Origin of the sequence: Bacterioplanes sanyensis, assembly GCF_002237535.1 — a bacterium.
Lineage (GTDB): Bacteria > Pseudomonadota > Gammaproteobacteria > Pseudomonadales > Oceanobacteraceae > Bacterioplanes > Bacterioplanes sanyensis_A.
Window position 1 is genome coordinate 2,635,113 of the sequence record NZ_CP022530.1, and the last position, 14,177, is coordinate 2,649,289.

The window sequence follows — 14,177 nt, forward strand, 5'->3', positions numbered from 1 at the left end:
GCGTTTAAGAGACAATGCACCCGGCGTTCATGCGAGAATGGCTACAATAACAACAGTGTGCAGGTCTGCTGTGTGATGACATGGCAGGTGCAAAGAGGAAGAGAAATGCAGCTTGCCAATAAAATACTGATTGCGGACGATCACCCGTTATTCCGCACTGCCATGCAACAGGCGGTCAAGCAGCTGGTGCCAGACGTCAGCATCGCCCAGGCGGAATCGCTACCAGAGTTACAAGGCACCATGGAACAGCACAAAGATGCCGATCTGGTGTTGTTAGATTTGCAAATGCCAGGGGCGCATGGTTTTTCTGGTTTGGTGTTTTTGCGCTCTCACTATCCGGAAATTCCCGTCATCGTGGTGTCGGCGTGTGAAGATCCGGCCATTATGTGTCAGGCGGTGGATCACGGAGCGTCGGGCTATATCGCCAAATCATCGCCACTAGAGGCCATTTCGGAAGCCATTGGCCAAGTACTGGAAGGGGATGTGTATTTGCCTGAGGTGGCGCGCCGCCATCAGCATCAGCCGAATGAGCAAGCGTTGGATTTGGCTGAGCGTTTAGCCAGCTTAACTCCGCAGCAATTTCGTGTCCTGACGATGATGACCGAGGGCATGTTAAATAAGCAAATCGCTTACGATCTGGAAGTCAGTGAGGCCACCATCAAGGCTCATGTGACGGCGATTTTCCGTAAATTAGGTGTGCGCACACGCACGCAAGCCGTTATTGCGGTGCAAAGCTTGGATATAGAAAAACCAGAAACTCTGTTAAATAACAGCGCCGAATCGGACTCATAATCGGTGGTGCTGGTCAGGTCGTACTTGGTTCGGTATGTCTTAGCGTGGAAAAATAGCAGCAATTTGTTTGCTAGGGAGAGCGCTTCAAACAAGGGGCTCGGGGCGTATCACTCAGTGCGCGCAAATCCGCACGAAAAAGGCCCGTAGATCGACAGGTTAATTCTACATAGTTAGTTACTACGCGTGCAGCCAAAGATCCAGTGGATCATTGGCTGCACGGTGACATTAAATAATGCCTTGCTCTTGCAAGTCAGCAATTAAGCTATCGAGCGGCTCTTGGTCCGCTGCTAGGCTGATGTCGGCGCCATCCGCGCCACCAGCGACTAAGGCGACCAATCCCGCGGCTTTTAATACCGCAGCCTGCTCGGCGGTGGCAATGGCGGCCACGCGTCCCATCTCAAAAAGACGACGATCCAATTGCTGCGCAATGGCCATTGGGTCTGCAGCGTTAATGGCGACAATGGCCGGGCGCTGATTAAAGCGTTTGGCTTTATCGTCGGCGCTGACTGGCGTCAGTGAGTCGCTGCCACCGTGTGCATCACCAACCACCATGCCGGCGCCAATAGTGACGTTGCTCAGACGGTCGATAACGATAAATGCACCGGTACCGGGTATTTTGCTGTAGCAGTCAAACGGGACGGCTTTATCCAGGGTTAATTCAACCAACGCAATTTCGTTGAGCTGAACTTGCTGTGCTTGGCTTTGCTCCATGGTGTTGACGTCCACCAAATGATGGATACGGCTGAAGCTGCCAGATGTGCTGCTGGATGCAAACTTAATATCGTATGGACGCCCTGGCACTAATGGGTTTTCAGTCATCCACACCACGTCGGCATTTAATCGCTGGCCAACCATCGGCTGATCGTCTGGCTTAACGATGATGTCACCGCGGCTGATGTCGATTTCATCTTCCAGCGTCAGGGTGACCGCTTGGCCGGCAAACCCTTCGATTAATTCACCGTCAAAAGTAACGATGCTTTCGACCTTGCTGGTTTTTTGCGATGGCAAGGCCATGACGGTGTCGCCAGGGCGCACGGTGCCGGCAGCGATGGTGCCGCAAAAGCCGCGAAAATCCAGGTTGGGGCGATTGACGTATTGAACCGGCAAGCGGAAATTGCTGAGGTTTTTGTCTTCAGCCACCTCAACGGTTTCCAGAATTTCCATCAGGGTTTGGCCCTGATACCAGCTGGAGCGCTCGCTGCGCTCAACCACATTGTCGCCATCCAGTGCTGAAATCGGCACACAGCGAATGTCTTGCAGACGCAGTTTTTCGGCAAACTGCAGATACTCGTCACGGATTTCGTTGAAGCGCTGTTCGCTAAACTCCATTAAATCCATTTTATTGACCGCCACGACCACGTGCTTAATGCCCAGCAGCGATGCAATAAAACTGTGACGTTTGGTCTGCGTTTGTACGCCGTAACGCGCGTCGATCAAAATGATGGCCAGCTGACAGGTAGACGCACCGGTCGCCATGTTGCGCGTGTACTGCTCGTGTCCTGGGGTGTCGGCAATGATAAATTTGCGCTTAGCGGTGCTGAAATAGCGGTAGGCGACATCAATGGTAATGCCTTGCTCGCGCTCGGCTTGCAAACCGTCTACCAGCAATGCCAGGTCGATTTTTTCACCGGTAGTGCCGACTTTGGCGCTGTCTTTTTCGATGGCGGCCAACTGATCTTCGTAAATCATTTTCGAATCGTGCAGCAAGCGACCGATCAAGGTGGATTTGCCGTCGTCGACGTTGCCACAGGTCAGAAAGCGCAATAATTCTTTGTTTTCGTGCTGCTTTAGATACTCAAGAATGTCGGCAGCGATCAAATCAGATTGGTGTGACATCAGAAGTAACCCTCTTGTTTCTTTTTCTCCATCGACCCGGATGAGTCGTGGTCAATGGCGCGACCTTGACGCTCTGATGTCGTCGTCAGCAGCATTTCCTGAATAATATCGGGCAAGGTGTCGGCTTCGGACTCCACCGCACCGGTTAACGGGTAACACCCGAGTGTGCGGAAACGTACCGAGCGCATTTCTGGCACTTCACCGTCGGCTAACGGCATGCGTTCATCATCGACCATGGTCAGCATACCGTTGCGCTCGACCACGGGGCGCTTGGCAGCGTAGTACAGTGGCACGATTGGAATTTGCTCTAAATAGATGTACTGCCAGATGTCAAGCTCGGTCCAGTTGGACAGTGGAAAGACGCGAATGCTCTCGCCTTTATTCACTTTGCCGTTGTAAATTTCCCACAACTCCGGACGCTGGTTTTTGGGATCCCAGCGGTGCTTGTTGTCGCGGAATGAATACACACGCTCTTTCGCGCGGGACTTTTCTTCATCGCGGCGAGCACCGCCAAATGCAGCGTCGAAACCGTACTTATCCAGCGCTTGTTTGAGCGACTGGGTTTTCATAATGTCGGTGTGCTTGGAGGAGCCGTGGTCAAACGGGTTGATGCCTTGCTCAACGCCTTCTTGGTTGATGTGTACCAGCAGTTCCATGCCCAGTTCTTTGGCAGTGCGGTCACGGAACTCGATCATTTCACGAAATTTCCACGTGGTGTCGACGTGCAATAGTGGGAATGGCGGCTTGCCGGGGTAAAATGCTTTGCGGGCAAGATGCAGCATTACCGATGAATCCTTGCCGATAGAGTACAGCATCACCGGGTTGTCGAACTCAGCAGCGACTTCGCGGATGATGTGTATGCTTTCCGCTTCCAGCTGCTTGAGGTGCGTCAGATTGTAGTCGGTCATGTTTGTCGGTTCCGAAGGTGGAAATCGCTGGAGAAAACTCTGCATCTGGCGCCGGCGGCATGGTGGCCGATGAATTGATGGCAGCATGTCGGCGCTGGCGGCACAGTGTGCGCACGACGCCGATGGATTCAGAGGTTCCCTAATATATCTGGCGGCAATATATCAAGTTGCCTGGTATATAAGAAGGTGGTGCTGATAACATTTGGCTATATACATATAGGCGTTGTCCGCCAGCGTTTGGGCATTTGGCGGCGCGCAAGTGACATCGTTGAGGTCGTATGGCGAGCGAACAAGAAATCTGGATAGAAGGCCAGCATGGGCTGCAATTGGAAGGGCGTTGGTTGCAGGCGGACGCCGATGCTGGGCTGTTGATGTGCCATCCGCATCCGCTGTTTGATGGCACCATGAACAACAAGGTGGTGACCAGCATGACGCGTTCGGCAGCGCGTCTGGGGTTGTCGACTTTGCGCTTTAACTTTCGTGGTGTGGGTGCCAGCCAAGGTGAGCATGATCACGGTGACGGCGAGCAGCAGGACGTATTGGCGGCCATTCGCCACGCCAAAGGCGAGCTGGGCTGGTCACGCTTGTTGCTAGGGGGCTTTTCGTTTGGCGCTGGCATGGCTTGTTTGGCAGCGGCCGCAGCTGCGGATGATATTGATGGCTTGTTCCTGATTGCCCCGGCAGTGCACCACTTTGATGCGCCATCGACATTGCCGCAGCAGTTTGACACCCACGTCTATATGGGCGACGCCGATGAAGTGGTGCCGTTTGACGAGGTGGACGATTGGGTTGCACGCGTGGTGCCGCAGCCGCACTGGGAAGTGTTTGAGCAGGGTGGCCATTTCTTTCACGGGCGGCTGGCGGATCTGCAAGCCAGTGCCAAGCGTGATATCGAGCAGTTGCTGGCGGGATAAACTTGTCAAACCGGGCACCGTACTGAGACAGAGCGAATGTCCATTTGCACTTTGCAGGGGGGTTGGCTAAATTGCGGCCCCTTTTTCCATTCTTGCTAGGAGTATCCCTGTGTCCACGCCCATGGAACTGTATCAGGCTGACTTGCAACGTGACGACTTTTCCTACGATCCTGCGCAGGAAATGGCGGTTAAGCATTTGCAGCGTCTGTACGATGATTTGGTCGCGGCGGAGCAGGCGGCAGCCAATCAAGGCGTGTTGTTCAAACTGGTGGGGCGCTGGCGTAACAAACCTCGTCGTCCTCAGCAGGGGTTGTACTTTTGGGGGGGCGTTGGCCGCGGCAAAACCTATCTGGTCGATACCTTCTACGACGCTTTGCCGTTTGAGCGCAAAATGCGCACGCATTTTCATCGCTTTATGCAGCGTGTGCATCAACAGTTGACCGAGCTGTCTGGTGAGAAAAATCCGCTGACCATAGTGGCCGATCGTATCGCAGACGAAGCGCTGGTTATTTGCTTCGACGAGTTTTTTGTCTCGGATATTGGCGATGCGATGATTCTTGGCGGCTTGATGCAAGAGTTGTTCGACCGCGGAGTCACCTTGGTGGCGACCTCCAACATCGTGCCCGACGGTCTGTATAAAGACGGTCTGCAGCGTGACCGGTTTATCCCGGCGATCAAGTTGTTAAACGAATTTACCGATGTAGTAAATGTGGACAGCGGCGTCGATTACCGTCTGCGTACCCTGGAGCAAGCTGAGCTGTACCATCATCCACTCGATGCTGGCGCAACCGCCTCACTGCAGCGCAGCTTTGATAGCCTAGTACCCGATGCACGCCACAGCTGCAAAGGCGAAAAAGTCGAGATTTTAGGGCGTTCCATTCCGGCCATTGAAGTCTGTGATGACGTCGCTTGGTTTGAGTTTAATGCCTTGTGTGACGGTCCACGCTCGCAAAATGATTACATTGAGCTGGGTAAATTATTCCACGCTATTATCATTTCTAATGTGCCGGTGATGGGGTCAAAAAACGACGATCTGGCGCGTCGGTTTATCAACTTGATCGATGAGTTTTATGATCGTGGGGTGAAGGTCATTATGTCGGCGGAAGCCGCGATTCCAGACATTTATGGCCAGGGTAAGTTGGAGTTCGAATTTCAACGCACCACTTCGCGTATGTTGGAAATGCAGTCGCATGAATATTTGGCGCGTGAACATCGCGCTGATTAATTTTTGCTCCTATCAGTAGTAATTGTCGCTGGAATAACTTGGCTCCAACTGAGTTAGTGGGTAGTTTGCTGCCCAGCCGGGTCGGCCACAGGAGCCAGGCCCGGTATACAATAATTCAGAAGGAGATCTTATGTTCCGTCCTGCACCTCTGGCGTTAGCCGTTGCTGTATCTGCTGCGTCCATGTCCGCTACCGCGGCCCCTACCTTATATGGCTGGGTGGACATTGGCATCGAGTCATATTCCGAGTCATCGGATTTAAATATTGTCGACGAGTCTGGCCGGGTGTTGTACCCAGGCTCTGATGCCCCGGTCGCGAATACCGACGGCAAAGACTTCTCGCTGACCAATGGCTCGCAATCGCGTCTGGGTTTAAAAGGCGAAGAAGCACTGGAAGACGGTTGGGTTGGGCAATATCGCATGGAGCTGCGTGCCAACGTGCTTGAAGATGGCGGCGCTGCTTTTCGCATGCGTTTAGGTTGGCTTGGTTTGTCCAAAGGTGATCACCACTTTAAAGTGGGCGCCCAATGGTCGCCATTTTTCGCCTACAGCGGTTGGAATACCCATCGCGCGGAAGTGCACGGCGTCGGCTCCTATTTCTACATTACCAATTTGATGGTTGGCTCCACGCAATACGGTTACCGCAATGACGCCACCGTATCCTACACCTATGGCGATGGTGCCTTCAGTGACAGCCCTTTTACCGCCACCGTGGCCCTGCACGTCAATGAAGATGATCGCGGCCTTGATGGCGATGGCAACTATACCGGCAGCGGAGCCAAAACACCGTTGAACGACAGTGGCGTGACCGCAACTACTGTGGCAGCGGCAGCGACGTTTGGCCCCGTCACGGTCAATGGCGCCTACATTCAGTCCATCGTCAAAGAAAGCGACGAGGCCAAGGAGATGAATATCGAACTGGCAGCGCCGTCGATTTACAGCCTGGGTGCGAAGGTCAAAGCCTCGGATGCCTTGGACTTTGGCTTTGCCTACCGTGCGGCGGATCGTGATGAAGGCAAAGACAGTGGCCGCCAGTCGTACACTGTGTCGGCTCAATATCAGCTCAACCCAGATCTAAGCCTGCATCTCGGCTATGGTATGGGCAGCGACGACGACGATGCACAGCTGCAGTTGGAGCAAAATGTCTTTGGCATGGTGCAATACGAGCTGTCGGGTAGCCGTCATCTGCGCTTCGAGTTTGAGCAAGTCAGCTACGAAGACAACGGCGATATGACCGTTGGTTTGTTCAGCATGCGTCAGGCATTCTGATTCATATCCCCTTGGCGGCGCTCTGCGTCGCCACTCTGTTTTACTGCTTGGCTTGAGCAGCTTGGCTTGGCCGGTTTGGCCGGTTTGGCCGGTTTGGTCAGTCAGGCTTGCCCATGTGCCGCTCTCTTTGCAACTCAATCGCCCTCAAAATAAAACCCGTCTTGCCTCTTTGGTCTAATGCTTTAGAACTGGCTCTGTGCGTCCTCCCAAGCCATTGCATCACCTTTCAATCACTCCTCCAAATACCGCGACGACGACGTTGTGAAGAGCCGTTTGAGCGCTGTCATCAAATAGACATCTATGCGAAACATTGCCGGGTTTATATCGCTTGTTTGGCTCTGGAGTGCCGTTTTATCAAGCCTGTAGGCGGCTTGGCGATGTTTGCATCGGGTCAAAAAGGGGGTTGATCGATACAGGCCTAAACATTAGACTGAAGTTAATTGAACGTTCAATCAAAGAAAAATGCCTAAAGTCGGAATCGAACCCATACGCCGTAAACAGCTGATCGAAGCGACCCTGAAGTCGATTGAGGACAATGGACTTCAAGGCACGACCATCGGCACTATCAGTCGTCATGCGGGTATGTCGTCCGGCATCATCAGTCATTATTTCGGTGGTAAGCAGGGCGTGATCGAAGCCGCCATTCGCCACATGCTGGAGCAGTTGAAGCAAGGCTTATTGGCGCAACTGCGCGAGGCCAAGCGTCAGTGCGTTGAGCCGCGCGAGCGCTTGCGCATGATTGTTGAAACCAACTTTACCGGTTTTCAACGTTCTTCCTCGACCACCGTTACCTGGCTGTCGTTTTGGGCGAAGGCCGTACATGACCCGCAATTGGCTCGTTTGCAGGTAGTGAACGCCCGGCGCCTGTACAGTAATCTGCTGTACTCGCTGCGCCAGATGATTGACGACGAGCAACAAGCGCGGGATGCCGCAGCCACCATGGCTGCATTGATTGATGGCATGTGGCTGCGCAGTGTGCTGAGCCACGATTCCGAACATGCTTTCGCCGAAGCCGAACGGCTGTGCAAAGACTACATCGACATTATTGTGTGTGGAGTAAATCACCAATGCGTCTAACGAACTTTATCCATGGCCAGGCCATGAACAATGCCTCCGGAGAGACTTTTGAGGTGGTGAACCCGGCCACGGCCGAAGTCATTTACCAAGTCGAAGTGGCCGACGAGCACATTCGCCAGGCGGCCATTGAAAGTGCACACAAAGGATTTGCCGAGTGGGCGGCGATGCCGGCCATGGAGCGCAGCCGCATCCTACACAAAGCGGTGGCGCTGCTGCGCGAACGCAATGATGAGTTAGCGCGCATCGAAGTGCTGGATACTGGTAAACCATGGCAAGAAGCCTCAGTGGTGGATGTGGTCACTGGGGCGGATTCGATCGAATTCTTCGCCGGCCTTGCACCTGCCATTGAAGGCAATCAGCAAGACTTGGGCGGCGATTTTTATTACACCCGGCGCGAGCCACTGGGCATTTGTGCGGGCATCGGCGCCTGGAATTACCCATTGCAGATCGCCTGTTGGAAGTCCGCACCGGCGCTGGCGTGTGGCAACGTGATGATTTTCAAACCATCGGAAGAAACTCCGCACGGTGCGGTGAAGTTGGCCGAGATCTTTATCGAAGTGGGCATGCCCGCCGGTGTCTTTAATGTTGTGCACGGCGCAGCAGAGGTCGGTCAGTGGCTGACGCATCACCCAGACATCGCCAAGGTGTCGTTCACTGGCGAAGTGGGCACGGGTAAAAAGGTGATGCAGGCGGCGGCCAGCACTTTAAAAGAAGTCACCATGGAGCTGGGCGGCAAATCGCCGTTGATCGTATTTGACGATGCCGATGTGGACGATGCCGTCTCCGCGGCCATGTTGGGCAACTTTTACACTCAGGGCGAGATCTGCACCAACGGCACACGGGTCTTTGTGCATGAGCAAATCAAAGATGAGTTCCTCAAGCGCCTGAAACAGCGCACGGAAGACAACATCATTGCCGGTGATCCAATGGATCCTGAGGTGAACTTTGGCGCGCTGATTTCCGCCAAGCATCACCGTTTGGTATTGGATTACATCGCTAAAGGCAAAGAGGAGGGCGCCACCGTCCTCACTGGCGGTAACGCACTGCAGCCTGACAGCGCGAGCCAAGGGTATTTCGTTGAGCCCACCGTCTTTGTCGATTGCGATGACGACATGACCATTGTGCGCGAAGAAATTTTTGGCCCGGTGATGTCGGTGCTGACGTTCAACGATGAAGACGACGTGATTCGCCGCGCCAATAACACCCACTTAGGGCTGGCAGCTGGGGTCTTTACCCAGAACATTCGCCGCGCCCACCGTGTGATTCATCAGATCGAAGCAGGCATTTGCTGGATCAACAGCTTCGGTGCATCACCTGCAGAAATGCCCGTGGGTGGCTACAAGCAGTCTGGCATCGGTCGCGAAAATGGCATGCTGACGTTGCAACAGTACACGCAGGTGAAAGCCGTGTACGTTGGCATGCAGCCACTAGAAAGTCCGTTCTGAGGTCATTATGGCAACCTACGATTACATCATTGTCGGCGCTGGCTCAGCCGGGTGCGTGCTGGCCAATCGCTTGACTGAAAATCCGGACAATCAAGTACTGTTGATTGAGACCGGCGGCAGCGACCGCAGCATTTTTATTCAAATGCCAACGGCCCTGTCGATTCCAATGAACACTAAAAAGTACGCCTGGCAGTACCACACAGATCCAGAGCCGTACTTGGACAATCGCCGCATGCATTGCCCCCGCGGCAAGGTGCTGGGCGGCTCATCGTCGATCAATGGCATGGTGTATGTCCGGGGCCATGCACGCGATTTTGACGAATGGGCAGAGCATGGCGCCCACGATTGGGATTACGCGCACTGTTTGCCGTATTTTCGTAAGGCCGAAAACTGGGCCTTTGGCGCCGATAACTACCGCGGCGACAGCGGCCCGCTGGGTGTTAATAACGGCAACAATATGCAAAACCCTTTGTATAAAGCCTTTATCGAGGCGGGCAAAGAGGCCGGTTATCCTTTCACCCAAGACTACAACGGTAAGCAGCAAGAAGGCTTTGGCGCCATGCACATGACCGTGCACAAAGGCTTGCGCTGGTCGACAGCCAACGCCTATTTGCGCCCGGCGATGAAGCGCAGCAACCTGACTGTCGTCACGCATGCCCAAGTTGATAAGGTCTTGCTGGATGGCAAAACGGCGGTTGGCGTGCGCTATCGCCGTCGCGGCAGTGTGGTCGACGTGAAAGCCCGTAAAGAAGTGGTATTGTCGGCCGGCTCGGTCGGTTCACCGCATATTTTGCAATTGTCCGGCATCGGCAATGCCGATGTGCTCAGCAGCGCAGGCATTCCGGTGCAGCATGAGTTGCCGGGGGTGGGCGAAAACCTGCAGGATCATTTGGAGTTTTATTTCCAGTTCCGCTGCAAGCAGCCCATCACCTTAAATGGCGAGTTAAGCCTGTGGCGCAAATTCCTGATCGGCAGCCGCTGGATCTTTACCCGTCAGGGCTTGGGCGCGACCAATCACTTTGAATCTTGTGGTTTTATTCGCTCCAAAGCCGGTGTTGAATGGCCAGATTTGCAGTATCATTTTCTGCCTGCAGCGATGCGTTACGACGGCCGTGCGGCGTTTGATGGCCATGGTTTTCAGGTACACATTGGTCACAACAAGCCCAGCAGTCGTGGTCGTATCCACGCCTTGAGCGCTGACCCTAACGACCATCCATCGATTTTGTTTAATTATCTGCAAACCGAACAAGATCGTGAGGGGTTCCGCGATTGTGTGCGTTTAACGCGTGAAATCATCAATCAGCCGGCCATGGATGCATATCGTGATGGTGAGATTCAGCCCGGTGAGCAAGTGCGCAGCAATGATGAAATCGATGCGTTTGTGCGCGCCAATGTTGAAAGCGCGTATCACCCCTCGTGCAGCAACAAAATGGGGAACGATGACATGGCCGTGGTCGATCATGAGACACGCGTGCGCGGCATGAACGGCTTGCGTGTGGTCGACTCATCCATTTTCCCAACCATTCCCAACGGCAATTTAAACGCGCCCACCATCATGGTGGCGGAGCGCGCCGCCGATTTGATTCAAAACCGTAATCCTCTGGCCCCTAGCCGGGCGGAAGTTGGCATGGAAGCTGACTGGAAAAATAAGCAACGGAACCAATCCCCAAGCAGAGTTTTTGAACACTGAGAAGGAGTAGCAACAGCATGAAAATGAAGTCACTAGTACTCAGCGCCGCTATCTTAATGCCGATGGCAGCCCAGGCTGAGCCAGAGCAATGCAGCACGGTCCGCTTTTCTGATGTCGGCTGGACCGACATCACCGCCACCACCGCACTGGCGTCGGTGGTATTGGAATCCATCGGCTACAGCACGGAAACGCAAATGTTGTCGGTGCCGGTGACGTATAAGTCGCTGGAAAACAACGACATCGATGTGTTCCTCGGCAACTGGATGCCGACCATGGAAGGCGATATCGCCAAGTATCGTGAAGCTGGCACGGTGGATACCGTGGTGAAAAACCTGGAAGGCGCAAAATACACTTTGGCGGTGCCGAAATACGTCTACGATGCTGGGGTTAAAACCTTTGCTGACATCGCAAAAAATGCCGACAAATTTGACAATAAGATTTACGGCATCGAGCCAGGCAATGATGGCAACCGTTTGATTCAGCAAATGATCGACCAAAATGCCTTTGGTTTGAAAGATTTTGAAGTCAAGGAATCGAGTGAGGCGGGCATGTTGTCGCAGGTGAAACGCAATACTCGCCGCGACAAATGGATCGTGTTCTTGGGCTGGGAACCACACCCAATGAACAGCAACTTTGAGTTGGCCTACCTGGAAGGTGGCGACGAGTTCTTTGGTCCTAACCTGGGCGGCGCCAGTGTGTACACCAATACACGTCAGAACTACGTCGATGCTTGCCCGAATGTCGGTCGCTTGTTGACCAATATGACCTTCACGCTGGAAATGGAAAATGAAGTCATGGGCGCGATCTTGGACGATGACAAAAAACCACATCAAGCGGCGCGTGAGTGGCTGTCCAACAACACTGAAGTCTTGAATACCTGGCTGGAAGGGGTCAACACCCGTGATGGTCAACCTGCTCTGACAGCAGCTGTCGCTGCTTTAGATTGATTTTCCCCATTATTCTCACAACTCTCCGGCCCTGGTAACAGGGTCGGTCATATCTTATGAATGATTATAAACTGCCGCTCGGCGATTACATTGAGCTGTTCTTTGATTGGCTGATCGACAATGCCTCCGGGTTTTTTGACATCGTTGCCGAAACCTTAGAATGGATCTTGGTTAGCTCAACCGATGCCCTAGCTTGGATTCACCCCGCTGTTTTTATTGTCCTGACCACAGCCTTTGCGTTCTGGCGGCAGCGTTCCGTGGCGCTGAGTATGTTTACTGCCGTCTCGTTGCTGTTGATATGGAATCTTGGTTATTGGCAAGACACCATGGAAACCTTATCTCTGGTGATTTACGCCACGGTGCTGTGTGTGTTGATTGGTGTGCCGTTAGGTATTTACGCGGCTCATAATCCGCGTTTTTACAACGTTTTGCGTCCGGTGTTGGATTTGATGCAAACCGTGCCGCCATTTGTGTACTTGATTCCGACACTCACCTTGTTTGGCTTAGGTGTGGTGCCGGGATTAATCTCGACCATTGTTTTTGCTATTGCTGCCCCCGTGCGTCTGACTTACTTGGGTATTTCCGAAGTGCCAAAAGAAATGCTGGAAGCCGGTGAAAGCTTCGGTGCCACCCGCCAACAGCTGTTATGGCGCATCGAGCTGCCTGCCGCCGCCGCCAGCATTGGTGCGGGCATTACGCAGTGCATCATGCTGTCCCTCTCTATGGTAGTGATTGCTGCGTTGGTCGGCGCTGATGGCTTAGGTAAGCCGGTGGTGCGTGCTTTGAATACCGTGGATATTGCCAGCGGTTTTGAAGCCGGCCTGGCCATTGTATTGATGGCTATTTTATTGGATCGACTGTGTAAACCACGTCCTCAGGAGGCCTGATTATGATCCGAATTAAATCTTTGGACGTTGTGTTTGGTGACAAACCACAGCCAGCATTACCACTGATCGACGCTGGCAAAGACCGCGAGCAAATCCGCAATGAAACCGGTTTGGTGGTGGGTGTGCGTCAGGTCAATCTGGAAGTGGAGAAGGGCGAGATCTGCGTGTTGATGGGGTTGTCTGGCTCAGGCAAGTCCAGTTTGCTGCGCTGCGTCAATGGCCTCAATCCGGTGACGCGTGGTAGCGTTGAGATTCAGGTCGATGGCGAGTGGGTCGACTTTGTGCAGGCATCATCGCAGCAGCAGCGCGATATTCGCCGCCAAACCATTTCCATGGTATTCCAGAAGTTTGCTTTGATGCCTTGGCTGACGGTGGCACAAAACGTCGCCATGCCATTAGAGCTGCAAGGGCTGGAAAAAGAGGAGATTAAGCGTCGCGTACAGCAGCAATTGGAGCTGGTCGGGCTGGCTGAATGGGCTGATCACAAACCCGCGAGCTTGTCAGGCGGCATGCAGCAGCGGGTGGGTTTGGCGCGCGCGTTGGCGACTGAGTCAGAAATCTTGCTGATGGACGAGCCTTTTTCTGCGCTGGATCCGCTGATTCGTAACCAACTTCAGGACGAATTATTGCAACTGCAAGAACGCCTTAAAAAAACTATCATCTTCGTCAGTCACGATCTGGATGAAGCATTAAAGTTGGGCACTCACATTGCGATCATGAAAGATGCAGAAATTGTACAGCACGGTCGACCGGAAGATATCGTATTGAATCCGGCCAATGAGTACGTTCAGAGCTTTGTGGCCCATACCAATCCACTAAATGTGCTTAAAGCTGCATCGATAATGCAACCTTTGAAAGAAATAGTTGCATCTGAAACTGGATATTCTTTGCGTAATGACCAAGACTACTGGTTGTCTGCGGATTGTAGGTCTATTTTTCATGGCGACAAGTCCAGCCAAGTGCAGGATTTTGACCCGAATATGGATATTGAAAAACTGGAACAACAGCCATTCGCAGTGCCAGGGCATCTTCCTGTACGGCAGGTAATGGAAATCTGCTTAAAGACAGGGCATGCTGTGATGGTTAAGGAAAACGGCGAAATAACCGGTGTGATTGGAGAACAACAACTGTATCACACCATGTTGGGTCGCCTGACGTCAGACGCGGCGTAAGTCTGGCATATATAAGA

The 14,177-nt window shown here is 53.3% G+C and carries 12 protein-coding genes; 10 read left to right on the top strand and 2 right to left on the bottom strand.

All coding sequences use genetic code 11. From position 1 onward, the window contains the following. The first annotated feature begins 105 nt into the window (after nt 1-105). Nucleotides 106-792, top strand: a complete 687-nt coding sequence (locus CHH28_RS12270; protein ID WP_094060579.1) for a response regulator — start codon at nt 106-108, stop codon at nt 790-792. Nucleotides 793-1,017: 225 nt separating this feature from the next. Here the strand turns inward: CHH28_RS12270 and cysN are convergent, their stop codons facing one another. Then, nucleotides 1,018-2,628: a sulfate adenylyltransferase subunit CysN gene (cysN, locus tag CHH28_RS12275; protein WP_094060580.1), complete on the bottom strand. Its 1,611-nt coding sequence runs from the start codon at nt 2,626-2,628 to the stop codon at nt 1,018-1,020. Next, nucleotides 2,628-3,536, bottom strand: a complete 909-nt coding sequence (gene cysD / locus CHH28_RS12280) for a sulfate adenylyltransferase subunit CysD (protein ID WP_094060581.1) — start codon at nt 3,534-3,536, stop codon at nt 2,628-2,630. The genes cysN and cysD overlap by 1 nt, the downstream gene beginning before the upstream one ends. Nucleotides 3,537-3,814: 278 nt before the next feature. Between cysD and CHH28_RS12285 the strand changes: the two genes are divergently transcribed. From CHH28_RS12285 to choV, 9 genes are all read left to right on the top strand, one after another. After that, nucleotides 3,815-4,450 (top strand): alpha/beta hydrolase, encoded by a 636-nt coding sequence (locus CHH28_RS12285; RefSeq protein WP_094060582.1) that lies wholly within the window; start codon nt 3,815-3,817, stop codon nt 4,448-4,450. 121 nt (nt 4,451-4,571) lie between these two features. After that, entirely contained in the window at nt 4,572-5,675 is a 1,104-nt protein-coding gene (gene zapE, locus CHH28_RS12290; RefSeq protein WP_094060583.1) for a cell division protein ZapE, read from the top strand. 130 nt (nt 5,676-5,805) lie between these two features. Beyond that, nucleotides 5,806-6,942 carry a porin gene (locus CHH28_RS12295; protein ID WP_094060584.1) on the top strand — a complete coding sequence of 379 codons (1,137 nt, stop codon included), beginning with the start codon at nt 5,806-5,808 and terminating at the stop codon, nt 6,940-6,942. 462 nt (nt 6,943-7,404) lie between these two features. After that, on the top strand, nt 7,405-8,019 hold the full coding sequence (gene betI, locus CHH28_RS12300; RefSeq protein ID WP_094060585.1) for a transcriptional regulator BetI: 615 nt from the start codon (nt 7,405-7,407) through the stop codon (nt 8,017-8,019). After that, entirely contained in the window at nt 8,010-9,464 is a 1,455-nt protein-coding gene (gene betB, locus CHH28_RS12305) for a betaine-aldehyde dehydrogenase (RefSeq protein WP_094060586.1), read from the top strand. The genes betI and betB overlap by 10 nt, the downstream gene beginning before the upstream one ends. A gap of 7 nt (nt 9,465-9,471) precedes the next feature. Further along, nucleotides 9,472-11,154 carry a choline dehydrogenase gene (gene betA, locus CHH28_RS12310; protein ID WP_094060587.1) on the top strand — a complete coding sequence of 561 codons (1,683 nt, stop codon included), beginning with the start codon at nt 9,472-9,474 and terminating at the stop codon, nt 11,152-11,154. A gap of 56 nt (nt 11,155-11,210) precedes the next feature. Then, nucleotides 11,211-12,101 carry a choline ABC transporter substrate-binding protein gene (locus tag CHH28_RS12315; protein WP_233243859.1) on the top strand — a complete coding sequence of 297 codons (891 nt, stop codon included), beginning with the start codon at nt 11,211-11,213 and terminating at the stop codon, nt 12,099-12,101. Between the two features lie 56 nt (nt 12,102-12,157). Then, nucleotides 12,158-12,988, top strand: a complete 831-nt coding sequence (choW, locus tag CHH28_RS12320; RefSeq protein ID WP_094060589.1) for a choline ABC transporter permease subunit — start codon at nt 12,158-12,160, stop codon at nt 12,986-12,988. Nucleotides 12,989-12,990: 2 nt separating this feature from the next. After that, entirely contained in the window at nt 12,991-14,160 is a 1,170-nt protein-coding gene (choV, locus tag CHH28_RS12325; RefSeq protein WP_094060590.1) for a choline ABC transporter ATP-binding protein, read from the top strand. Nucleotides 14,161-14,177 lie beyond the last annotated feature (17 nt).